We start from the raw sequence: 21,798 nt of genomic DNA on the forward strand, positions 1-21,798 counted from the left end.
TGATCAATGTCAGTCTGACACAGTGTCATGACCGCTTACATGACCGCTTAATAGTTCCGGCGTATTGAGGTTGGCCAGCCGAGGGTCCTTGTCAGGGCATTGCAGCGCGGTCGCGCCGAGCTTGCGCATCAGCCGGCCAGGGCTGCGCTCACCCTCTTTCCAGGCCTTTTCAAAGGCTGCCCGGTGCAGCACTGGAATTACACACAACAACGGCTCCCAGTGGTCATCGTGCCGCACCATCAGCGGCTTGTCCGGATTCAGGTTGGCGGTCTCGCGCATGGTGCCGATCAGCGCCGCATCGATGCCCGGAACGTCACAGGGCAGGACCAGCATATGAGTATGGCGAGCAGCTTCCAGGCCCGCCCGAATTCCCGCCAGGGGGCCGGGGAAGTCACCTTCATCGTCGTGGACCAACTGGTCGGCGTAGGGCGCATACTTCTCAAGGTTGCGGTTGCAGGAGATGATCAGGTCATCGGTCAGCGGGCGGGTCTTGCGATGCAAGTGAGCAATCAGCGGTTCGCCGCGCCAGTCCAGCAACCCTTTGTCCCGCCCCCCCATGCGTTGGCCGCGACCGCCCGCCAGGAGCAGAATGGAGCAGGGTGGTAATTGTGAATTCATGGTCATGGCAGGTCTCCATGGGAGCGGCGAAAAAACGGAGCGCTGTGATATAACACCGGGCTGTTTCTCCTACAACTGGACGAGCCTATGAAAGCCAAGGCTGATGTACCTTTCGCACCGCTGAACATTGCAGTGCTGACTGTCAGCGATACCCGCACACTGGAAACCGACACTTCGGGCCAGCTCTTTGTCGACCGCCTGAGCGCCGCCGGTCATTACCTGGCAGCCCGGGTGTTGCTCAAAGATGACCTCTACAAAATTCGTGCGCAAGTCGCCAACTGGATTGCCGACGATGTCGTGCAGGTGGTGCTGATCACCGGCGGAACCGGCTTTACCGGGCGTGACAGCACACCGGAAGCCGTCAGCTGCCTGCTGGACAAGCAGGTCGATGGATTCGGTGAGCTGTTCCGCCAGATCTCGGTTGCCGATATCGGCACCTCGACCGTTCAGTCCCGGACGTTGGCCGGTCTGGCCAATGGCACGCTGGTTTGCTGCTTGCCGGGTTCGACCAATGCCGTGCGCACAGGTTGGGACGGCATTCTGGCCGAACAGCTGGATTCGCGGCATCGCCCGTGCAATTTCGTGCCTCACCTGAAACAGGCCGCGCCTTGTGAATCCCGTGGGTAAGCCGGGCAAGACCGGCAGCCTGATGCCCGTCGAGGAGGCGTTGGCACGCTTGCTGGAAATGGCCGAGGCCACGCAGATTGTCGAGCGTGAACGCTTGCCGTTGGCGCAGGTGCAGGGGCGTGTACTGGCTGAAGATCTGCTGTCGACCCTTGATCTGCCGCCCTGGCCCAACAGTGCCATGGACGGGTATGCCTTGCGCCTGGCTGACTGGACGGGAGAGCCGTTGGTGGTCAGCCAGAAGGTGTTTGCCGGCCAGGCCCCCGATCCGTTGCAACCTGGAACCTGTGCGCGCATTTTTACCGGCGCGCCTGTACCCGCCGGAGCCAATAGCGTCGAAATGCAGGAAAACGCCGAGGTCCAGGCGGATGGGCGAGTGCGTTTCACGCAAGCCTTGAGCCAGGGCCAGAACATCCGCCCGCAAGGCCAGGAAACAACCGTCGGCGAGTTGATTCTGCCCGCAGGCACGCGGCTGGGGCCGATCGAGCAAGGATTGGCTGCCTCATTGGGCTGCGCCGAGCTGGAGGTGGTTCGCAAGGTACGTGTGGCGGTGCTGTCGACCGGCGACGAATTGATTGAGCCGGGCCAGGCGCTGGGGCCGGGACAAATCTACAACAGCAACCGGGTGTTGTTGTGTAGCTGGTTGCAGCGTTTGGGCTGTGAGGTCGTCGACGCGGGCATTCTTCCGGACGATCTGCAAACCACTCGTTCCCGATTGGGTGAGTTGAAAGATGTCGACCTGATCCTCTCGACCGGTGGCGTATCGGTGGGAGAAGCCGATTTTCTGGGTGTCGCCTTGCGCGAAGAGGGCGAACTGACGCTGTGGAAGCTCGCCATCAAGCCCGGTAAACCACTGACGTTCGGGCATTTCCGCGGTGTACCCGTGATCGGCTTGCCGGGCAATCCGGCATCGACCCTCGTGACCTTTGCCTTGTTGACCAGGCCCTATCTCCTGCGTCGTCAGGGTGTAAAGGACGTCGAGCCGCTGAAGGTGCGGGTGCCGGCAGGGTTCGACTGGCCCCAACCTGGCAATCGACGGGAGTATTTGCGTGGACGGCTGGAGAACGGCAAGGCGATGATCTACAAAAACCAGAGTTCCGGCGTACTGCGCAGCGCTGCTTGGGCTGATGGGTTGGTAGAAGTCCTGGAAGGTCGCACGCTGGTTCAGGGCGAAAGCGTTTTCTTCATTCCGTTGAGCGAAGTCCTGGGCTGACCGCTTCAGCGGATTGGCCAAGCAAAAACCCGGTTGATTGAACCGGGTTTTTACTTGATGGCCATTCAATGTGCCAGGAACAATGAAATGACCTGCTCGAAACGGCTATTGGCGATCCAGCCAAGGAGACCGAGGATCACGACCGTTCCGCAGGCGGAGTAGGCGAGCCTGTGCTTGATGGATTTGACGTCACCGCGGATGTCGTCCAGGTCCCTGCGTATGTGCTTGAGGTGTGTTTCCAGCTCGGTGACGCGAGGTTCCATATCATTTTCTCCCGTGGCTTTTGTGCTGGCCGGTATCCAGGGTTTTGGCCTTGCATGGCACGTCCCAGTGGTGTCCTGCGCAAGCCCCAAGGTCTACCAATTCGGATTTCCGGTCAATTGAGCAGATTCCTCATGTTTTGTAAGAAAAATCCTGCCTTGGGGAGTCAAGTTGCCTGACTGGAAATAATTGGTTTTCCGGCGACCTTTAACGGCGCCTGCGCGGTCAACATCTCCCAGATGCCATCCAAACCGGGGAGTGAAGCAATGAGCGATCGCAAGGCACTGTTGATACTGCATGGCAAACAGGCACTCAACGAGGCGGTTCGCGCCGCCGTCGAAAGCCGGCGTGAGCAAGGCTGGGAGCTGGCTGTTCGATTGACCTGGGAAGCCGGCGATGCGCAGAGACTGGTGGGCGAAGCGTTGGCGGCCGGTTATCGACAGATCATTGCCGGTGGCGGTGATGGCACCTTGCGGGATATCGCCGAGGCAATGGCGGAGCACTCGAAAAAGGCCAGCCTGGTACTGATGCCGCTGGGAACCGCCAACGATTTTGCGCGTGCGGCGGGCGTGCCCCTGCAGCCTGATCAGGCGTTGGCGTTGCTGGATGCCGCGCCGACCGCCATTGATCTGGGGGAGGTCGACGGGCAGATATTCCTGAACATGGCGACCGGTGGGTTTGGCAGTCATGTCACGGCGAACACCCCGGAGGAGTTGAAAAAAATCCTCGGCGGTGCGGCGTACCTGTTCACCGGCCTGTCACGTTTCAATGAGCTGCATACCGCCTACGGTGAATTGCAGGGTCCGGATTTCCACTGGAGCGGCGATCTGCTGGCGCTGGGTATCGGCAACGGCCGACAGGCCGGTGGTGGGCGGGAATTGTGCCCACAGGCCCTGGTCGATGATGGTTTGCTCGACATCAGTATCCTGCCGGCACCGCAGGAGGTGGTCGGTACATTGAAAAACCTGCTGACCGAAGGTTTCGGCATCGACAGCATGTTTGTCCGGGTGCGCTTGCCCTGGATCGAGATCAAGGTCTCGGAAGGGTTGTACATCAACCTGGATGGTGAACCGCTGGAAGGGGACAACCTGCGTTTCTCGGTCCGCCCGGCGGCGTTGCTCGTGCATTTGCCTGAAGATTCGCCGTTGCTACGGGCCAGTGAAGTGCCTAGTCATCAAGGCTGATGATTTGTTCACGCACGGCGAACAGCACCAGACCGGCCACATCGTAGATCTGCAAACGCTTCATGATCTGCGAACGGTGGGTTTCGACGGTCTTGACGCTCAACCCCAGGCCGTTGGCGATCTCTCGGGTGGACTTGCCGCGAACGATCAACCGCAGGATTTCCAGCTGGCGTGCCGTCAGGTTGTGCGAGTCGGCAGGTTCGGGCTGGTGCTTCTGATTTCGGGTCAGGGCCTGAGTGATCACCGTGTGGGCAATGGCCGGGCTCAGATAGCGCTCGTTATTGCGCAAGGCGTCCAGCGCGTGCTCGAGTTCGGTCGCCGTGGTGTCCTTGAGCAGGTAGCCGTGGGCGCCGGACTCCAGGGCCTGCATGATGAGGGCCGGGTCGGTGTGCATCGACAGGATCAGGACCTTGCTCTGCGGGCGCACCCGCTTGAGCTGTTGCAAGGCTTCGAGGCCGCCGGTCTGGCGCATCGAAATATCCAGCAGGACAATATCCGGGGACAGATGCCCGACCATTTCGAGCAACTGCGAGCCGTCATTGGCCTCACCGATGACGGCGTAGCCGGGCAGGTCCATTACCAGGGCGCGCACGCCAGCCCTGATCAGCGAGTGGTCATCCACCAGTAGTAAATTACAAGTCAATGCATAACCTTATTCGAACTGGCCCGTTCGAGCGCACGGGGCGCCCAGGGAAATAGAGCTTCGATTTGAGTGCCTTTGCCCGGCTCGCTGATAACGGTCAACGTGCCGCCCAGTTGATCGATCCGTTCCGACATCCCGGCCATACCGCGTTGCCCTTCGCGACCTGGGTCTGTTGCGGGGGCGAAGCCCTGACCATCATCGCTGATCTGCAACCTCATGCCTTGGGGCAGGCGCTGCAGGCATACAAGCAGGTTCTTGGCCTGGGCATGTCGCAGGATGTTGGTGACCGCTTCCTGGGTAATGCGAAAAGCCGCCACGGCCATTTCCTCCGGTATGCCGGTCAGGCGCTGCTGGCATTCCAGGCTCCAGTGCACCGGGGTGTTGGCCAGGGTCTTGAGCAGGTGTGCCCGCAGACTGGCTTCCAGCCCGAGGCTGGTCAACTGCCGGGGATTGAGAATGGCGGATACGTCACGAACTTTGGCCAGGGTTTCTTCCAGCGTGTCGCAAAGGACCGTGCATTGTCCCTGGAGCTCTTCGGGCATCCGGCGTTTGAGCCAGTCACTTTGCAATTTTGCGGCGGTCAGCAATTGACCGATGTCGTCATGCAGTTCGCGGCTCAGTCGGTGACGCTCGTTTTCCTGGACCTGCAACAGCCGGTCGGCCAGCTCCTGAGGCTGGAATTTGATCGATTTACGCGAGAGGCAGTACTGCACGGCAACACTGCTCAGCGCCGCAATGTTGAGCAACAGCAATGACAGGGGCAGCGGAATGGACAAGCGATGGACCAGCAAACTGCCGAGGGTCGAGCAGGCGCATAGCAACAGCGTGAATCTGCGAGCATTTTCCCGGGAGGGTGGCCACTTGGCGATTGACTTGAGGCTGGCGTACATAGCGGATGGAGCCAATGGATGTTCGCTGCGGGCTGACCGGTCATGCTGGCTGACAGGCCCCTGTTTTTATGTGGAGCGCCGACGAGCTCAGCTGCGAACTGCAGCGAGCTGTGTCCGGCTGCGATCACACAGCCATTAATTGGCGTCAACTAACAGGCGGCATAGTAGCACTTAAGATACCGTTGGTCGCGTCCGTATGCATGTCCGAAAAGTCAGGAATCCAGTCGTTTAGAAGATGCTTCCATAATGGAGCAAGTTGGTTGTTGCTATCGCAAAATGCCGATAGCTCCCGGGGTTTTGCAATTGATACCAGGCAATACCTGATCAAGCCGGGCGCGCAATTGTCGATGGGCAAAAGTGGTTGTTTTAAGAATGTCGCTTATAGCTATGAAATATTCATTTGCGACATATAAGCACTCAAGTAACAGCGCGGTACTGATAACCAAACCACGCCATACGGCATAGTTGGATCAGTTCAGGCCCGTCGTTCCGAATAGGGCACGAGGGTGAGCGGCCTGGAATTGACCGGCGGCTGAAACCGGCTTTGCCCGACCTGGAAGGCAAAGGCTTCGATAAGGGTGACCTGCTCGCTGTCGTCGAGGCTGAGCTGCCCGGTGGTCTGGTCGATGAGTTCGAGTTGCCAGGCAATCAGGGTCAGACAGTCTTTCAGGGCGCTCAGTGCCTCGTCGTGCAGGCTCATGGTGTTCTGTGCGTGGTTCAGCAATCCATGAATATGCAGCGAAAACTCAGACACAGCCGCCAACGCCAGGGCATCGGCCTTGTTGGCCAGCTTGAGCAGCGTGCTGAGCATGCAGTCGATGGCGTCCTTGTCATTGCTGATCAACTGCAGATGGCTCAGGCATTCCTCGGTCTTGGCCAGGAGTGTTTCAGCCTCGACGAGAAACTCCGGGAGCCGCTGGGCCCACTCTTTACGGTCGTTCGGCATACTTATCTCCACAACGTCATGTCAAATGAGGGGATATCGTGTGTGTCGACGAGGGCGCTCGGAACCCCGGCATTGCCGAGTCGTCGGGTGAGCGAACGGCGGCTGGCCCGGAGGCAGGCTGGGGAACACGAGAGGGTGGTTGGCCACTGGCTTGCGATCGCACACAAAAGCCTGACTCCGTTCATGCAATGAGAATGGCGTCACATTAATGGCTATTGGATATTGCGAATATCAGGTTGCACCTGATTGTTGATAGGGGAAACCCTTACGCAAGGGAACCTTTCGCGAGAACCAGGGTCGCGCGGCGCAGAAGTGCAGCAGATGTAATTACGGCGCCAGTAAAGCATGATGTTAATGTGACATCAATGCCTATGCGTGGCATTTTAGAGAGAGTCAAGCTTCGGCAAAAACAGCCGATAACCTTCTCTAAGTGAATTCATCCGAACAAGACCAGGAGTCATTGATGGCCGGCATTCTCGACACGGTAGACCAACGCACGCAACTGGTGGGTGAGAATCGCCTGGAAATTCTCATGTTCCGGCTCGCCGGACGGCAATTGTTCGCGATCAACGTCTTCAAAGTACAGGAAGTCCTGCAGTTGCCAAAGTTGACGCTGATGCCGCAGCGCCATCCTTTTGTCTGCGGCGTGGTCAATCTGCGCGGCCAGACCCTGCCGGTGATCGACCTGTCCCAGGCCATCGGCATGCGTCCGTTGGTGCCGGGGCCCGGCAGCACGATTATCGTCACCGAATACAACCGTTCGGTTCAGGCCTTCCTGGTTGGTGGCGTGGACCGGATCGTCAACATGAACTGGGAAGCCATCCTGCCGCCACCGAGCAGTGCCGGTCGCCAGCATTACCTGACCGCCATCAGCAAGGTCGATGATCAACTGGTGGAAATCATTGACGTCGAAAAGGTCCTGGCCGAAATCGTCCCGTACAACGCCAAGGTTTCCCGTGACAAGCTCGAAGATCCGGTACTGGAGCGCGCCCGTGGCCGTGAGGTGCTGCTGGTGGATGACTCGAACGTGGCCCTGGCGCAATTGCGCGATACCCTGGGACAGTTGGGCGTGAAGATGCACATCGCCAGCGACGGATTGAAGGCCTTGAACATGCTCAAGGCCTGGGCCGACACCGGCGTGGACATGACCGAAAAACTGCTGATGGTCTTCACCGATGCGGAAATGCCGGAAATGGATGGCTATCGCCTGACCACCGAAATTCGCAACGATCCGCGTCTGCGTGGCTTGTACGTGGTGCTGCACACATCTTTGTCCGGCAGCTTCAACGATTCGATGGTGAAAAAGGTCGGCTGCGACAATTTCCTCTCCAAATTCCAGCCGGACAAACTCGTTGACGTGGTACGCCAGCGCCTGATGCTTGACGAAGTACCGGCCTGAATAAAACTGCGGACAATCTGTGGGAGCGAGCCTGCTCGCGAAGGCGGTGTGACAGTTGGCATAGTTATCGACTGACACTCCCACTTCGGGGGCAGGCTCGCTCCCACAAGGGGTGTAGTGTTTGATCGTCACTCTTTGATTCGGCGTTCAAGCTCGTATAGGGTGGCGTTTTGCCTGACAGGGAGCTGGCCATGTTGCGTCTGAGCGCGCTGTATCGTTATCCGTTGAAGTCCGCCAAGGGCGAGACGCTGCAACAGACCGGTCTCGATAAACTGGGTCTGGACGGCGATCGCCGCTGGATGCTGGTGGATGAAGCCAGCGGTCGTTTCCTGACCCAGCGTGCGGTGGCGCAGATGAGCCAGTTGTCGGCGTTGTGGAATGCCGAAGGCGGCTTGACCCTCAGTGCGCCTGGTCATTCGCCGATCGACATAGCCTTGCCCGGTCTTGATGCAGAACTGCGTGGCGTGACGATCTGGCGCGATACCTTGCGGGTCCCCGATGCAGGCGATGCAGCCGCAGCCTGGGTCAGCGAATTTATTGGTAAACCGACACGCCTGGTGCAAGTGCCGCTTGAACGGGCGCGGATGACAGAGGCGGGCTACGGCAAGGATGACGACCAGGTGGCGTTCGCCGATGGCTATCCGCTGTTGCTGATTGGGCAGGCCTCCCTCGAGGACTTGTCGAAACGGGTCGGGCGTCCGTTGGAGATGCTGCGTTTTCGGCCAAACCTGGTGATCGAAGGCAGTGAAGCCTTCGCCGAGGACGGCTGGAAGCGTATCCGCATCGGCGATGTCGAGTTCCGCGTGGTCAAGTCCTGCTCACGCTGCATCCTGACCACCATCGACCCGCAAACCGGCGAGCGCAGCGACGACCGCGAACCCCTGGCAACCCTGCAGAAATACCGTTCGCAGGCGGACGGCGCGATGTTTGGCCAGAACCTGGTGAACGACGGCAACGGTCGACTCGAGGTCGGCATGCCGGTGGAGATCCTCGAATAATTTTGCGCAGAGCAAAAAAATGCCCGTGTCGAAAAACACGGGCATTTTTATTGCGCTGACCTTTATTTCGGCAAAGCCTGCGGGTTTAGCCGCGGTATTCACACAGGTAAGCGGTGTCGACGGCCACTTTCAACTGGAACTTGCTGTTGGCCGGCACGTTGAACTGGCTGCCGGCGGCGAAGGTTTCCCAGTCGCTGCTGTCTGGCAGTTTGACGGTCAATGCGCCGCTGACCACGTGCATGATTTCACGCTGGCTGGTGCCGAATTCGTATTCGCCCGGAGCCATGACGCCGATGGTCGCTGGACCTTCTGCGGTGCCAAAGGCGATCGACTTGACGGTGCCGTCGAAGTACTCGTTGACTTTAAACATGGGCGATTCCTCGAAAAGGGCTAAAAAGGGCCGGCCAGTATGCACAAGGCCCTGAGTGTCGTCACCTGTCTAAAGCGGAAGAACCAGTGGCAGCAGGCGTGCGGTATTGCGCGCATCTTCCAGCGCCCGGTGTTGCTGGCCGGTGAACTGCAGGCCGGCCAGTTGCAGGGCGCCGTTGAGCCCCAGCGGGCGTTCCAGGCGTCTGGCCTTGGCAAAGCGCTGTTTGAGGTTCATGTGGGGCAAGTTGGCCAGCACACTGGCGAGCCCCAGTCGCTGCCATTCCTGAAACAACTGTTTGCGATCGTAATCGCCCCAGCTGACCCAGCCTTCAAGTCGCGTTTGGTGATGGCCGAGCCAGCGTTCAAACGCCGGCCAGACTTCGCCCAGCGGTTGCGCCGCATCGATGTTGGCTTGGGTGATATGCGTCAGCTCGCGGCAAAACGGCGTCAGCAACGGCCGCCGCAAGGGGCGGACGAAGCGCTGGAATTGGTCCAGTTCGCGTCCCTTGCGGTCCACCAGGGTGGCGCCGATTTCAATGATTTCCATATCCGTTACGGGCCATCCACCCTCATCGGTGGTGGCCTCCAGATCAATGACCAGCCAATGAGGCATTGCAGGGTTCCTGGTATCCGCGTCCTGTAGGGTTTGAGCGTAGCCAAACCCGGCGGTTCCGCCTAGCGCCTTATTCGACTTCCAACAGTATCTGCCGGTTTTTCACCTGATCCCCGACTTTGACCTGCAAGCGTTTCAGGACACCGTCGATGCCTGATTTCAAGGGGTGCTCCATTTTCATCGCTTCCAGCACCACCAGCAGCTGGCCCTTGGTGACCGGGCTGCCTTCATTGACCAGGACGTCGACAATCGCACCGTCCATCGGGGCCTTGAGGGTGCCGCAACTGACACTGGCCCGGCTGGAAACCTGCGCCTGAGTGCGATCGGCAAACTGCAAGCTGCCCGGCCGGCTGAACAGCCAGAGTTGCCCTGCCTCCAGGCGATAGGCGTGGCGCTGGCGGATGCCATCGATTTCGAGGGTGGCCCAGCGTCCGTCGCAGTGGAGGACCTTCAGCTCGAGGCAACGTTCGGCGACCTGAATGCGCAATGGTTCACCCGGGATTGCCTGCAACGTCACCACCCAGTCTTGATCCTCAAGGCCGATGCGATAGTGCAGGGGCACGCTGGCATTGTTGCGCCAACCGCCCAGCGGGGCGGGATGAGCCTGTGCCGAATCTTGATAGAAGAGGGCGGTTGCGATGGCCAGGTGTTGCGCGTCCGGGGCATGAGACTGCAGACAGGCAGGGTCGGCAAAGTGCTGGGCGATGAACCCGGTACTGAAGTCACCGCTGGCGAACTGCGGGTGCTCCAGCAGGCTTTCGAGCAAACGCTGATTGCTTTGCACGCCCAGCAGCACGCTGTCTTGTACCGCTCGCAGCAATTTGCGCCGGGCCTCCTCGCGGGTGGCGCCGTGGGCGATGAGCTTGCCGAGCATCGGGTCGTAGAAGGGACTGATGAGCTGACCTTCGATCAGGCCGTGGTCGATCCGCACGCCCTCCTGCATTCCCGGTTCCCAGGCAACGACGCGACCGATTTGCGGCAGGAAACCCTGGGTCGGGTCTTCGGCATACAGGCGCACTTCCATGGCGTGGCCCGTGAGTTGCACCTGTTCCTGGCGCAAGGGCAGGGGTTGCCCTTCGGCGATGTTCAGTTGCCAGGCCACCAGGTCCAGCCCGGTGATCAATTCGGTCACCGGGTGCTCGACTTGCAGTCGGGTGTTCATCTCCAGGAAATAGAACTGCCCGCGGGCATCCAGCAGAAACTCCACGGTGCCCGCGCCGACGTAATGTACTGCCCGGCCGGCCTTGAGCGCTGCTTCGCCCATGGCCTGCCGCAGTTCAGTCGTCATTACCGGGCAGGGGGCTTCCTCGATGACTTTCTGGTGCCGGCGCTGCACCGAACAATCGCGCTCGCCGAGGTAAATCAGGTTGCCATGCCGGTCACCGAACAGCTGAATCTCGACATGACGGGGTTCGATCAATGCCTGTTCGAGAATCAGTTCGTCGCTGCCAAATCCGTTCAGGGCCTCGGAGCGCGCCGTGCGAATCTGTTCCAGCAGGTTGCCGGCTTCGTGCACCAGGCGCATGCCGCGTCCACCGCCACCCGCGCTGGCCTTGATCATCAACGGATAGCCGATGCGCGCGGCTTCGCGGCTCAGGGTGGCGTCGTCCTGTTCGGCGCCTTGATAGCCTTTAATGCAGGGCACACCGGCTTCGATCATGGCGATCTTCGACAGGCGCTTGCTGCCCATCAGTTCGATGGCCTCGGGGCTGGGGCCGATGAAGGTGATGCCGGCATCCTGGCAGGCGCGGGCAAACCCGGCGTTTTCCGAGAGGAAACCGTAGCCCGGATGGACCGCATCCGCGCCCGTGCGCCGGGCGGCGTCGAGGATGGCCGGGATGTTCAAATAAGACTGTTGCACCGCGGCCGGACCGATGTTGATCGCCTCGTCGGCCATCTGCACGTGCAAGGCATCGGCGTCGGCATCGCTGAACACGGCGACCGTGCGATAGCCCAGCGCCTGGGCCGTGCGCTGGATGCGGCAGGCGATTTCACCGCGGTTGGCGATGAGGATTTTTTTAAGTCCGGGCATGGGATGTTTCTCTCAAATTGTGCGGAGATAGTGCTGGCCTCTTCGCGAGCAGGCTCGCTCCCACAGGGGAATGCATTTCAAATATGGGAGCGAGCCTGCTCCGGGCGGCGTTCCGACGAAGCTTTCAAATGGCCCAGCCCGGTTTGCGCTTTTGCACGAAAGCCATCGTTCCCTCGACGCCTTCTGCTCCGGTCACCACTTCGCTGAACCATTCGGCAGCCTGATCCAGCAGGGCATCCGACGGTTGTCCGGCACTCGCCAGCAAGAGTTTCTTGGTTGCCGCATTCGCCCCTGGCGCACAACACAAGACATGGGCCAACACCTCATCGAGACGCTCGGCCAGGGCTTGCGGATCATGCTCGACAAAATGCACCAGCCCCATGCGCCGTGCCTGGTGGCCATCAAACCGGGCCGCGGTCAGGGCCAGTCGCCGGGTCTCGGTCAGGCCGATGCGCTGGACCACGAATGGCGCGATCTGCGCTGGCAGAAGACCCAGGCTGGTTTCCGGCAGGCCGAATTGCGCCTGGTGATCAGCCAGGGCGATATCGCTGACGCAGGCCAGGCCGAGACCACCGCCGAGTACCGCGCCTTGCAGCACCGTGATCACCACTTGCGGTGCGTGTTGCACCTCTTGCAGCAACGCGCCGAACACCCGGTTCAGGTCCCGGTGCGCAGTGGGGCCCTGAGCGCGGGCGTTGGCCATGTCCTTGATGTCGCCGCCAGCACAGAAGTGCCCGCCGACGCCACCGATCACCAGTGCACGAACCCCCGGTTTATCGCGTACCGCCGCCAGCACCGCGCGCAACTCGGCGACCATCTGCAAGCTCATCGCATTGCGGCATTCCGGGCGATTGAGGGTGACGTGCAACACGCCGTTGTGCAGTTCCAGCAGCAAGGTCTGGCAAACCGGCAGGTTGTTCATTTCTTTTTCCCCGGCAGGATGCCCATCAACTTGCAGATGATCCCCAGCATGATTTCGTCGGCGCCGCCGCCAATCGACACCAGCCGCACATCGCGGTAGGCGCGGGCCACCGGGTTGTCCCACATGAAGCCCATGCCACCCCAATATTGCAGGCAGCTGTCGCTGACTTCGCGGCCCAGCCGCCCGGCCTTGAGCTTGGCCATCGAGGCCAGGCGCGTGACGTCCTGGCCTTTGACGTATTGCTCGGTGGCCTGATAGACCAGCGCCCGCAGGCATTCGATTTCGGTTTGCAGTTCTGCGAGACGGAAGTGGATGACCTGATTGTCGATCAGCGCATTGCCGAAGGTTTTACGTTCCTTGCAGTATTCGATGGTGCTGTCGACGCAATATTCCAGGCCCTTGATCATGTTGGCTGCGCCGAACAGGCGCTCCTCCTGGAACTGCAGCATCTGCATCATGAACCCCGCGCCTTCATGACCGATGCGGTTGCGCTGCGGTACGCGCACGTTGTCGAAAAACACCTGGGCGGTTTCCGAACTGCGCATGCCGAGCTTGTCCAGGTGCGAGCTCAAGCTGATGCCCGGCGTCTTCATCGGCACCATGATCAGCGACTTGTTGATGTGCGGCTTGTCGTCCGACGTATTGGCCAGCAGGCAGATGAAGTCGGCGCTCGGCGAGTTGGTGATCCACATCTTGCTGCCGTTGATCACATAGTCGTCGCCGTCCTTGCGCGCAGTGGTTTTCAGCCCGGCGACGTCGGAGCCGGCACCGACTTCGGAAACACCGATGCAGCCGACCTGCTCGCCGCTGATGGCCGGGCGCAGGAATTCCTCGCGCAATTCATCGGAGCCGAACCGGGCCAGTGCCGGGGTGCACATGTCGGTCTGCACGCCGATGGACATCGGGATGCCGCCGCAATGAATGGTGCCGAATTCTTCGGCGGCGACGATCGAATAGCTGTAGTCGAGCCCCATGCCGCCGAATTTTTCCGGTTTGGAGATGCCCAGCAAGCCGAGATCGCCGGCCTTGCGGAAGATGTCGTGGATGGGGAAGCGCCCGGCCTTTTCCCATTCCTCGACGTGCGGGTTGATCTCGTGCTCGACGAATTGGCGTACGGTGCGGCGCAGTGCTTCGTGTTCCTGGGTGAAGATCATTTTTATTGTTCTCCTTGAGCCGGCCTAGAGCCGGGCTACGCCAAAACTGTTGGCTTGCAATGGCCGCACCTCGGCCTCGTGACAGATATCCAGCAAGTAACCGAGCAAGGTCCGGGTATCGCGCGGGTCGATCAAACCGTCGTCCCACAGATTGGCGCTGCCGTAGAGCGCCGTGGACTGGCTGTCGAGTTTCTGCGCGGTGACCTGTTCGAGCATGTCGAGCATTTTCGGATCGGGCACCAGGCCGTCCTTGGCCTGTTTGGCCTCGGTGACGATGCGCAGGACCTTGCCCGCTTGCGCGCCGCCCATCACGGCGGTGCGGCTGTTGGGCCAGGCGAAGATGAAACGCGGGTCGAGACCGCGCCCGCACATTGCATAGTTGCCGGCACCGTAGGAGCCGCCGACGACTATGGTCAGCTTCGGCACCCGGGCGTTGGCCACCGCTTGAATCATCTTCGCGCCGTGTTTGATCACGCCCTGCTGTTCGGATTCGGTGCCGACCATGAACCCGGTGGTGTTGTGGAAAAACAGCAACGGCGTCTGGCTCTGGTCGCACAGCTGGATGAACTGCGCGGCCTTGCTCGCACCCTTGGGCGTGATCGGTCCGTTGTTGCCGATGAAGCCACAGGCGCGTCCCTGAACTTTCAGGTGACCGCAGACGGTCTGCTGATCGAACTCGCCCTTGAACTCGAGAAAGTTCGAGGCGTCGGCAAGCCTGGCGATGATTTCGCGCACGTCGTAGGGTTTTTTTGGGTCATCCGGGATCAGGCCGAGCAGTTCGTCGATGGGGTACAGCGGCTCCTCCCAGCGTCGATCGGGGAGTGGGGGCAACTGCTCGTTCCACGGCAGCAGGCTGATGATCTCGCGTACCTGGCGCACACCGTCGGCGTCGTTTTCAGCCAGGTATTCGGCGGTGCCGGCGATTTGTGCGTGCATCTCGGCGCCGCCCAGTTCTTCATCGGTCGCGACTTCGCCGGTGGCGGCCTTGAGCAGGGGCGGCCCGGCGAGAAACAGCTTGGCCTTGCCGCGCACCACCACCACGTAATCCGACAAACCCGGCTGATAGGCACCGCCCGCCGTGGCCGAGCCGTGCACCACCGTCACCTGGGGCAAACCCATGGCCGACATTCGCGCCTGATTGGCAAAGCTGCGCGCGCCTTCGACGAAAATCTCTGCCGCGTAATTGAGATTGGCGCCGCCGCTTTCGGCGAGGGTGATTACCGGCAGTTTGTTTTCCATGGCGATCTGTTGCAGGCGCAGGGATTTCTTCAAGCCGCTGGGGGAGATGGTCCCGCCCCTGATCGCGCTGTTGTTCGCCACCACCAGCACGCGCACGCCAGACACATAGCCAATGCCGGCAATCAGGCCGCCACCGGCGGAGCTGCCGTCCTTGTCGTCGTGCAGCTTGTAGCCGGCCAGGCTCGCCAGTTCGAGAAACGGCGCGCCGGGGTCGAGCAGCAGATTGAGGCGCTCGCGGGGCAATAACTGACCGCGTTTTTCAAACCTGGGTTTGGCTTCGGCGGCCTTGTCCAGCAGGTTCTGTTCGAGCACGCGGACTTGTTCGATGGCGCTCAGCATCGCCGTACGGTTCTGGGCGAACGGCTCGCTGTGGGGATCGAGTTGCGACTGAATCACCGGCATGGGTTATTCCTTGTCCTTCAACACGTCGGGTATGTAGGCGCGGTGGAAACCGTTGTACGACTCGCTGTTTGTCGCCTTGTGGATCGGCCAGGCGCGCCCGCCGAGGCTGGCGGCGCCGTCGATGCGCAGGGTGCTGCCGCTGACGAACGCCGCTGCCGGGCTGAGCAGGAAAACGATCGCCGCGCTGACTTCCGATTCGGTGCCGATGCGCTTGAGGGGCACGTGTTCGCGCAACGTCGGGATCACGGCCTTGAAGGCGCCTTCGTAGGTGTCCATGCCGCTGGAGGCAACCCAGCCCGGCGCCACGGCGTTGACCCGCACCCCGGCATGACCCCATTCGTACGCGGCGGTCTTGGTCAGGTTGTCCATGCCCGAACGTGCCGCGCCGGAGTGGCCCATGCCGGGCATGCCGCCCCACATGTCGGCGAGCATGTTGACGATGGCGCCACCGTGCTGGCTCATGGACTGGTTGAACACTTCCCGGGCCATCAGGAAGCCGCCCACCAGATTGGTGCGCATCACAGTTTCGAAACCTTTCTGATTGATCGAGGCCAAGGGCGACGGGTACTGCCCGCCGGCATTGTTGACCAAGCCATGGATCGGACCATGCTTGCGAATGAGCTCGCTGACCAGATGCGTCACCGCTTCTTCCTCGCGGATATCGCAAACGGCCCAGTCGGCCTTGCCGCCGTCTTCGGCGATTTCCGCTGCAACGGTTTTGAGCTTGTCGGCCTTGCGCCCGACCAGCAGCACATGGGCGCCGAGGGCCGCCAGTTCGTGGGCGGTGCAGCGGCCGATGCCGCTGCCGCCACCAGTGACGATGATGTTTTGGCCGGCAAACAAATCGGCTTTGAAAATCGAATCGTAGGCCATGGCGGCATTCCTCTAGTTGAACTGGTCGGCGATGCGCTGCGGCACCGGGATCTGGATTTCCAGCAGTTGCTGGGCGAAGGCCTTGCCTTGCGGGTCGATGCGCAGGCTGGCGACACCGCCGCCGCCGAGGGCGTTTTCCAGCAGGAAATTCAGGCTGTGGCTGGCGGGCAAGTACCAGCGCTCGACCCGCCCGTGGATGGGATCGAGGACGTGGCCCATCCAGTCGACGATCACCTCCGGGGTCAGGGCTTCGGCGATCCATGGCAGGAATTCGGGATCGCGGGCCATGACGCCGATGTTGCTGTGGTTGCCCTTGTCGCCAGAGCGGGCGACCGCCAGCTTGACCAAGGCCACGCTGGCGTCGGCCTGGCCAGTCGGCTCCGGCGCGGCGAACGGGGCTGGCAGGTCCAGCGGGTCGAGCGTATCGAGGGCGGGCAGGGCACAGGGGTGGCGCCGGCCCATGAATTCAATGTCCAGCGTGCAGGCGGTTTTGTCGATGAGGAACGAGAACAGTCGGATCAGCGGATACACCGTAGGCCGGCCACCGACAATGCCGGTCAGCCCCGGCGCCATGCCGGTGGCCGCCTGGGCAATCTCCCGGGAAAACACGATCAAGGCCTGCTTGTCCGGATGGCGCACGGCGAGTTTGATTACCACTTCGCGGCTGTCCTGCCGCTGGCCGTGGGGGCCGTAGGTGGCCTCGCTGCCCAGCAACTCGATATTCACCTCGCTGTACGGCGCCCAGCCGCGCTGGCTGAACATTTCCGAGGTCTTGTTGATGATTGCCGCGCTGACTCGCCGCGCCTTGTCGACGGCATCGATGCCGGCAATCAGGCAACTGGCAGTACAGCGAAAACCATCGGGGTACGTGGCGCTGACCTTGTATTGAGCCGTCGGCGGCAGGCCTTTGGCGCCGCGCACCTGCACCGCGTTCTTGCCTTGTTGCAGCAGTTTGACCTGTGTGAAATCGCACACCACGTCGGGCAGCAGATACGCACGCGGGTCACCGATTTCATACAGCATCTGTTCACCCACCGTCAGCGGCGTGACCAGCCCGCCGGTACCTTGCGGTTTGCTGACGATGAACTGGCTGTCGGCGCTGACTTCGACGATGGGAAAACCGATGTGTTCGTAGTCGGGCACGTCGCGCCAATCGGTGAAGTTACCGCCCGTGCACTGGGCGCCGCATTCGATAATGTGCCCGGCCAATGCCGCCTGGGCGAGTTTGTCGTAGTCGTGCCACGACCAGCCGAACTCATGCACCAGCGCGGCGCTGACCACCGCACTGTCGACCACGCGCCCGGTGATCACGATGTCCGCGCCCAGACGCAGGGCTTCGACGATGCCGGGGGCGCCGAGGTAGGCATTGGTTGAGACGCACCTCGATGGCAGGGGCGCACCGCTGAACATTTCATGAATGCCTTGGCTGCCCAGCTGTTTGAACTGCGGTTGCAGGTCGTCACCCAGCAGCACGGCGATTTTCAACGCCACCCCGGCCTTGTCGCAGGCCGCTTGCAGGGCGGCGGCGCAGGCTTGGGGATTGACCCCGCCGGCATTGCTGATGACCCGGATGTTGTGCTGCGCGAGCTGCGGCAGCAAGGGTGCGAGTACTTCGATGTAGTCGCCCGCATACCCGGCCTGGGGATCTTTCATCCGTGCGCCGGCCATGATCGACAGGGTGATCTCGGCCAGGTAGTCGAAGACCAGATAGTCCAGATGCCCGTGTTCCACGAGTTGCGCGGCAGCGGTCGAGGTATCGCCCCAGAAGGCGCTGGCGCAACCGATGCGAATTGATTTTGGCGCAGTCCGTTCCATAGCCACCTCCAACTCAAGTGCGTCGACATTACCAAGCAAGCGCTTGGTTTGTAAATGACTGGGTTATCTTCTGCCAAGCGCTTGCTTGGTTGCATCCATGAGCTTAAATTGCCCGCGCAACCCCGTTGTTTTCGGGGTGATCGGCGTTATTGATTGATCGACTGTAGGAGAGAACGGGTGGACGAGCAAAAAGCCCTGAGGGTCATGCGTGAATTGGTAGACGACGGCCAATTGACCGACCCGGACAGCGCCCGTGGCAAGCTGCTGCAAGTGGCGGCCCACCTGTTCCGCAATAAAGGCTATGAGCGCACCACCGTGCGTGATCTGGCCGGCGCCGTGGGCATTCAGTCCGGGAGTATTTTCCACCACTTCAAAAGCAAGGACGAAATCCTGCGCGCCGTGATGGAGGAAACCATCCGCTACAACACCGCGTTGATGCGTGCGGCCATCGCCGAGGCCGGCAATGTGCGCGAACGGGTGCTGGCGCTGATCCGCTGTGAATTGCAGTCGATCATGGGTGGCAGCGGCGAGGCCATGGCCGTGCTGGTCTACGAATGGCGCTCGCTGTCCGAAGAGGGCCAGGCCAAGGTCCTGGCGCTGCGCGAAATCTACGAAGACATCTGGCTGCAGGTACTGGGCGAAGCCAAGAGCGCCGGGTTTATCCGCGGCGATGTGTTCATTACCCGCCGCTTCCTGACCGGCGCATTGTCCTGGACCACCACCTGGTTTCGCGCCGGCGGTAGCATGAGCCTTGATCAATTGGCCGATGAAGCGTTGATTCTGGTGCTGGATGACCGGCAATAAACTTGTGTTGGCCAGCATTAAACTGGCTAACTTGAAGAAAACGCCTAGCTTGAAGTCATTGATGCCGTTTTATTGGGGAGTGAGCTTGTTTTGAGGGGGTCGCCAATTCGGACAGCTTCGCGGCTTTTGCTCGCGACGCTTGCGGTGTCAACGATGCTGCCATCCCAGGCTGCGCAACTGGTGCGCATTGGTGCTGCGCATTTTCCGCCCTACACCGTGCGCCCGGAATCCGGGGCCGATACCGGGTTGCTGCCGCAACTGGTCGAGGCCCTGAACGCAGCGCAAAGTGACTATCAGTTTGTCCTGGTGCCCACGTCCATTCCACGGCGTTTCGGTGACTTGAAGCAGGGCCGGGTCGACATGGCCATCTTCGAAAATCCGGCCTGGGGTTGGGAAGACATTCCCCATACGGCCGTCGACATGGGACTGGAAGACGCCGAGATTTTTGTCGCGCAACGCCTGCCCGATCGGCAGCAAATCTATTTTTCCGACCTGAGCGGCAAGCGCCTGGCACTCTTCAGTGGTTATCACTACGAGTTTGCCAACTTCAATGCCGAGCCCCAGTACCTGGCGAAAAACTACAACGCCACGCTGACCTATTCCCATGACAGCAATCTGCTGATGGTGTTACGCGGTCGCGCCGACATCGCCCTGGTCACGCGCTCTTACCTGAACGACTACTTTTTGCGCAATCCGAATGTCGCCAAGGAGTTGTTGGCGTCCGATCGCATCGATCAGGTCTATCACCATTACGCCATCCTGCGCCCGGCGGCCCCCATCAGCGGCGAAGCCTTCGGCAAGTTGTTGCAGGGCTTGCGCGACAGTGGCCAGATGCTGAGGATTTTCGATCCGTACAAGATTGCGGTGGTGCCGGTCCCGCACAACGAACCCCTACCTCACGTCGTCAATTGACCTTCTTGTCCTAAATTTCCCGCCGTGGCTGACGTCACCTCGTTGAACTGTCGACGATTATCGTGAGCCCGCCCCCATGTCCAATCTGAATGACCTGTGCCTGCCGACCGGCAGTCGTCTTGGCGCTGATGAAACGCAAGGCCGCCTGAGCCTCAGCCTGGAAGGCCAGCCCTTGCTCACCCTGCGGCTCAATCGTGGCCCCGAGTTGCACGTGCAATTGCTGGAGTGCTTCAGTCATCCCGAAGGGCAAGCGATATGGGCGGCCTGTTACTGGCTGTTCGCCCGCGACCCCGACTGTCAGCGTCTGGTCTGGCAACTGCAAGAGGTGCCGCACGAAGCTGTGCTCAGTGGTTTGCTGATTCCAACTCCCTTCAATGGCCAGTATTGCTGCGAGCGCACCTTGTTCTGGCAGTTGCCGCAGCCATGGCTGGGGCACTCCCTGACCGGCAGCTACCCACAGCAAATGGTCATCACCGGCGGCAAGCGTCATCCGCTGCGAGCAGTGAAACCCCGGGGTGAGGTGTATCGACGATTCGATGCGCGGCTGGGCGCCTGGATTTCCCTGCGTACCCTGGAAATCGAGCAGGACCTGGCGCGTTTCAATCGTTGGCAGAACAGTCCGCGTGTCGCCAGCTTCTGGCAGGAGCAGGGCAGCCTCGAACAGCATCGCCAATACCTGAGCAAACTCGAGGCCGATCCGCACACCCTGACGCTTATCGGGTGTTTCGACGAACAGCCGTTCGCCTACTTCGAAGCCTACTGGGCCAAGGAGGATCGCATCGCACCCTTCTATGATGCCGGCGATTACGACCGTGGCATTCACATGCTGGTGGGTGAGGAAAACCATCGCGGTCCGCACAAGGTGGCGAGCTGGTTATCGGCGCTGGTGCATTACCTGTTTCTCGATGATCCGCGCACGCAGCGCGTAGTGGCGGAGCCGCGTGCCGATAACGCGAAGATGATCGGGTACATGCACAACCAGTGCTTTCACTGCGAGAAAGAGTTCGACTTCCCGCACAAGCGCGCGGCTTTGATGGTGTTGGGGCGGGAGCGGTTTTTCGATCGCTGCGCACTGGCTTGATAGGTACGGCTCAAGCTCTGTATAGACCTTGAGTCCGCTATCGCGAGCAAGCTCGCTCCTACAGGATGTGTGCTGAACCTGTGGGAGCGGGCTTGCTCGCGAAGGGAGCGAAGCAGATTTCAGATCTTAGTGGCGAGCGGCTATATCGCCACGATTCCCCGACACCTTGCGGCAGTGCACCAGCGCATCGCGAATCATGAAGTTCACCAGGGTCGGCGAGACGCCGAGTTCCTTGGCGATGTCTTTTTGCGGTACGCCGTGCAGGCGATACATCTCGAAGGCGTAGCGGGTGCGACTCGGCAATTCGGTCAACGCATCGGCAATGTGCTCCAGCGTCGAGAAATTGATGTGCGAGGTTTCCGGTGACGCACCCTGGATCGCCACATTCAGCCCTTCCTCTTCAGGGCCGGAATACTTCTGCTCCAGCGCCTGCTTGCGGTAGTGGTCGATCGCCAGGTTGCGCACGATCTGGAACAGGTAGCTGAGCTGGGCCTTGATCGAACTGGTGATGGGTGGGGCCGATTGCAGCCGGAAGAACGCGTCCTGCACAACATCTTCGGCACGTGAGCGGCAACCGGTAATACGGGCTGCGATCTTCACCAGAATCAGTCGATTATCGACGAATGCCTGAAGTAGCGGTGTATCGCACCTGCTTGTGGATACTGGTTCCATCATGGAAATCACCTTGCTGCAAAAGGTTAGTGGGACGGGGATAAACCGGGGGGCCGTCCTGCACAATCGAGCGACAAATTAGGCTTAATGATAATGATTGTCAAATGAGAAAAAGAATTGATGCGCGACAAGTG

General features: G+C 60.7%; 22 protein-coding genes. 8 read left to right on the forward strand and 14 right to left on the reverse strand.

Features of this window, described 5'->3' with window-relative positions:
- Positions 1-9: 9 nt before the first annotated feature.
- Entirely contained in the window at positions 10-624 is a 615-nt protein-coding gene (mobA, locus tag KW846_RS14245) for a molybdenum cofactor guanylyltransferase MobA (protein WP_218482893.1), read from the reverse strand.
- 81 nt (positions 625-705) lie between these two features.
- On the opposite strand from mobA, the gene moaB reads away from it, so the two are divergent.
- Positions 706-1,245: a molybdenum cofactor biosynthesis protein B gene (gene moaB, locus KW846_RS14250; RefSeq protein WP_015094061.1), complete on the forward strand. Its 540-nt coding sequence runs from the start codon at positions 706-708 to the stop codon at positions 1,243-1,245.
- A gap of 22 nt (positions 1,246-1,267) precedes the next feature.
- Positions 1,268-2,455: a gephyrin-like molybdotransferase Glp gene (gene glp / locus KW846_RS14255; RefSeq protein ID WP_218482979.1), complete on the forward strand. Its 1,188-nt coding sequence runs from the start codon at positions 1,268-1,270 to the stop codon at positions 2,453-2,455.
- Between the two features lie 65 nt (positions 2,456-2,520).
- On the opposite strand, the gene KW846_RS14260 is transcribed toward glp, so the two are convergent.
- Complete coding sequence (locus tag KW846_RS14260; RefSeq protein WP_371321748.1) at positions 2,521-2,808, reverse strand: hypothetical protein; 288 nt, start codon at positions 2,806-2,808, stop codon at positions 2,521-2,523.
- 174 nt (positions 2,809-2,982) lie between these two features.
- On the opposite strand from KW846_RS14260, the gene yegS reads away from it, so the two are divergent.
- On the forward strand, positions 2,983-3,900 hold the full coding sequence (gene yegS, locus KW846_RS14265; RefSeq protein WP_218482895.1) for a lipid kinase YegS: 918 nt from the start codon (positions 2,983-2,985) through the stop codon (positions 3,898-3,900).
- Here yegS and KW846_RS14270 read toward each other — a convergent pair.
- The 3 genes from KW846_RS14270 to KW846_RS14280 form a co-directional block, all read right to left on the reverse strand.
- Entirely contained in the window at positions 3,884-4,543 is a 660-nt protein-coding gene (locus KW846_RS14270) for a response regulator transcription factor (protein WP_218482897.1), read from the reverse strand. The two genes, yegS and KW846_RS14270, sit on opposite strands and share 17 nt — an antisense overlap.
- Positions 4,540-5,433, reverse strand: a complete 894-nt coding sequence (locus KW846_RS14275; protein ID WP_218482981.1) for a sensor histidine kinase — start codon at positions 5,431-5,433, stop codon at positions 4,540-4,542. The genes KW846_RS14270 and KW846_RS14275 overlap by 4 nt, the downstream gene beginning before the upstream one ends.
- A 475-nt stretch (positions 5,434-5,908) precedes the next feature.
- Positions 5,909-6,379: a hypothetical protein gene (locus tag KW846_RS14280; RefSeq protein WP_218482900.1), complete on the reverse strand. Its 471-nt coding sequence runs from the start codon at positions 6,377-6,379 to the stop codon at positions 5,909-5,911.
- A 463-nt stretch (positions 6,380-6,842) separates the two neighbouring features.
- On the opposite strand from KW846_RS14280, the gene KW846_RS14285 reads away from it, so the two are divergent.
- Both KW846_RS14285 and KW846_RS14290 read left to right on the forward strand, forming a co-directional pair.
- Complete coding sequence (locus KW846_RS14285; RefSeq protein WP_007973464.1) at positions 6,843-7,778, forward strand: chemotaxis protein CheV; 936 nt, start codon at positions 6,843-6,845, stop codon at positions 7,776-7,778.
- 191 nt (positions 7,779-7,969) lie between these two features.
- A complete protein-coding gene (locus KW846_RS14290; protein WP_218482902.1) occupies positions 7,970-8,776 on the forward strand; it encodes an MOSC domain-containing protein in 807 nt (268 codons plus the stop codon).
- A gap of 85 nt (positions 8,777-8,861) precedes the next feature.
- On the opposite strand, the gene KW846_RS14295 is transcribed toward KW846_RS14290, so the two are convergent.
- The 8 genes from KW846_RS14295 to KW846_RS14330 all read right to left on the reverse strand — a co-directional run bounded on the left by KW846_RS14295 (position 8,862) and on the right by KW846_RS14330 (position 18,195).
- Entirely contained in the window at positions 8,862-9,146 is a 285-nt protein-coding gene (locus KW846_RS14295) for a pyrimidine/purine nucleoside phosphorylase (protein WP_007940055.1), read from the reverse strand.
- Positions 9,147-9,215: 69 nt separating this feature from the next.
- A complete protein-coding gene (locus KW846_RS14300) occupies positions 9,216-9,758 on the reverse strand; it encodes an exonuclease domain-containing protein (RefSeq protein ID WP_218482904.1) in 543 nt (180 codons plus the stop codon).
- Positions 9,759-9,828: 70 nt separating this feature from the next.
- Positions 9,829-11,790: an acetyl/propionyl/methylcrotonyl-CoA carboxylase subunit alpha gene (locus tag KW846_RS14305; RefSeq protein WP_218482906.1), complete on the reverse strand. Its 1,962-nt coding sequence runs from the start codon at positions 11,788-11,790 to the stop codon at positions 9,829-9,831.
- 124 nt (positions 11,791-11,914) lie between these two features.
- Complete coding sequence (locus tag KW846_RS14310; RefSeq protein ID WP_218482908.1) at positions 11,915-12,712, reverse strand: enoyl-CoA hydratase/isomerase family protein; 798 nt, start codon at positions 12,710-12,712, stop codon at positions 11,915-11,917.
- Positions 12,709-13,866 carry a citronellyl-CoA dehydrogenase gene (gene atuD / locus KW846_RS14315; RefSeq protein WP_007973453.1) on the reverse strand — a complete coding sequence of 386 codons (1,158 nt, stop codon included), beginning with the start codon at positions 13,864-13,866 and terminating at the stop codon, positions 12,709-12,711. Before atuD ends, KW846_RS14310 begins: the two co-directional genes overlap by 4 nt.
- A 24-nt stretch (positions 13,867-13,890) precedes the next feature.
- A complete protein-coding gene (gene atuC, locus KW846_RS14320; RefSeq protein ID WP_218482910.1) occupies positions 13,891-15,507 on the reverse strand; it encodes a geranyl-CoA carboxylase subunit beta in 1,617 nt (538 codons plus the stop codon).
- 3 nt (positions 15,508-15,510) lie between these two features.
- A complete protein-coding gene (locus tag KW846_RS14325) occupies positions 15,511-16,380 on the reverse strand; it encodes an SDR family oxidoreductase (RefSeq protein WP_007973449.1) in 870 nt (289 codons plus the stop codon).
- Between the two features lie 12 nt (positions 16,381-16,392).
- The gene (locus tag KW846_RS14330; RefSeq protein WP_218482912.1) at positions 16,393-18,195 is read right to left on the reverse strand and encodes an acyclic terpene utilization AtuA family protein; all 1,803 of its coding nucleotides are present in this window, start codon (positions 18,193-18,195) and stop codon (positions 16,393-16,395) included.
- A gap of 177 nt (positions 18,196-18,372) precedes the next feature.
- Between KW846_RS14330 and KW846_RS14335 the strand changes: the two genes are divergently transcribed.
- The 3 genes from KW846_RS14335 (at position 18,373) to KW846_RS14345 (ending at position 20,992) form a co-directional block, all read left to right on the forward strand.
- On the forward strand, positions 18,373-18,999 hold the full coding sequence (locus tag KW846_RS14335; RefSeq protein WP_218482914.1) for a TetR/AcrR family transcriptional regulator: 627 nt from the start codon (positions 18,373-18,375) through the stop codon (positions 18,997-18,999).
- A gap of 153 nt (positions 19,000-19,152) precedes the next feature.
- Entirely contained in the window at positions 19,153-19,911 is a 759-nt protein-coding gene (locus tag KW846_RS14340; protein ID WP_256356715.1) for an ABC transporter substrate-binding protein, read from the forward strand.
- Between the two features lie 76 nt (positions 19,912-19,987).
- Positions 19,988-20,992, forward strand: coding sequence for a GNAT family N-acetyltransferase (locus tag KW846_RS14345; protein ID WP_218482919.1), 1,005 nt, complete (start codon positions 19,988-19,990; stop codon positions 20,990-20,992).
- A 126-nt stretch (positions 20,993-21,118) separates the two neighbouring features.
- Here the strand turns inward: KW846_RS14345 and KW846_RS14350 are convergent, their stop codons facing one another.
- On the reverse strand, positions 21,119-21,667 hold the full coding sequence (locus KW846_RS14350) for an RNA polymerase factor sigma-70 (RefSeq protein ID WP_218482921.1): 549 nt from the start codon (positions 21,665-21,667) through the stop codon (positions 21,119-21,121).
- Between the last annotated feature and the right edge of the window lie 131 nt (positions 21,668-21,798).

Origin of the sequence: Pseudomonas sp. PDM32, from assembly GCF_019219225.1 — a bacterium.
Lineage (GTDB): Bacteria > Pseudomonadota > Gammaproteobacteria > Pseudomonadales > Pseudomonadaceae > Aquipseudomonas > Aquipseudomonas laurylsulfatiphila.

Coding starts and splice junctions, on each gene's coding strand:
- mobA (WP_218482893.1), bottom strand. CDS start 624: ATGACCATGAATTCACAATTACCACCCTGCTCCATTCTGCTCCTGGCG.
- moaB (WP_015094061.1), top strand. CDS start 706: ATGAAAGCCAAGGCTGATGTACCTTTCGCACCGCTGAACATTGCAGTG.
- glp (WP_218482979.1), top strand. CDS start 1,268: ATGCCCGTCGAGGAGGCGTTGGCACGCTTGCTGGAAATGGCCGAGGCC.
- yegS (WP_218482895.1), top strand. CDS start 2,983: ATGAGCGATCGCAAGGCACTGTTGATACTGCATGGCAAACAGGCACTC.
- KW846_RS14275 (WP_218482981.1), bottom strand. CDS start 5,433: ATGTACGCCAGCCTCAAGTCAATCGCCAAGTGGCCACCCTCCCGGGAA.
- KW846_RS14280 (WP_218482900.1), bottom strand. CDS start 6,379: ATGCCGAACGACCGTAAAGAGTGGGCCCAGCGGCTCCCGGAGTTTCTC.
- KW846_RS14285 (WP_007973464.1), top strand. CDS start 6,843: ATGGCCGGCATTCTCGACACGGTAGACCAACGCACGCAACTGGTGGGT.
- KW846_RS14290 (WP_218482902.1), top strand. CDS start 7,970: ATGTTGCGTCTGAGCGCGCTGTATCGTTATCCGTTGAAGTCCGCCAAG.
- KW846_RS14295 (WP_007940055.1), bottom strand. CDS start 9,146: ATGTTTAAAGTCAACGAGTACTTCGACGGCACCGTCAAGTCGATCGCC.
- KW846_RS14300 (WP_218482904.1), bottom strand. CDS start 9,758: ATGCCTCATTGGCTGGTCATTGATCTGGAGGCCACCACCGATGAGGGT.
- KW846_RS14305 (WP_218482906.1), bottom strand. CDS start 11,790: ATGCCCGGACTTAAAAAAATCCTCATCGCCAACCGCGGTGAAATCGCC.
- KW846_RS14310 (WP_218482908.1), bottom strand. CDS start 12,712: ATGAACAACCTGCCGGTTTGCCAGACCTTGCTGCTGGAACTGCACAAC.
- atuD (WP_007973453.1), bottom strand. CDS start 13,866: ATGATCTTCACCCAGGAACACGAAGCACTGCGCCGCACCGTACGCCAA.
- atuC (WP_218482910.1), bottom strand. CDS start 15,507: ATGCCGGTGATTCAGTCGCAACTCGATCCCCACAGCGAGCCGTTCGCC.
- KW846_RS14325 (WP_007973449.1), bottom strand. CDS start 16,380: ATGGCCTACGATTCGATTTTCAAAGCCGATTTGTTTGCCGGCCAAAAC.
- KW846_RS14330 (WP_218482912.1), bottom strand. CDS start 18,195: ATGGAACGGACTGCGCCAAAATCAATTCGCATCGGTTGCGCCAGCGCC.
- KW846_RS14340 (WP_256356715.1), top strand. CDS start 19,153: ATGCTGCCATCCCAGGCTGCGCAACTGGTGCGCATTGGTGCTGCGCAT.
- KW846_RS14345 (WP_218482919.1), top strand. CDS start 19,988: ATGTCCAATCTGAATGACCTGTGCCTGCCGACCGGCAGTCGTCTTGGC.
- KW846_RS14350 (WP_218482921.1), bottom strand. CDS start 21,667: ATGATGGAACCAGTATCCACAAGCAGGTGCGATACACCGCTACTTCAG.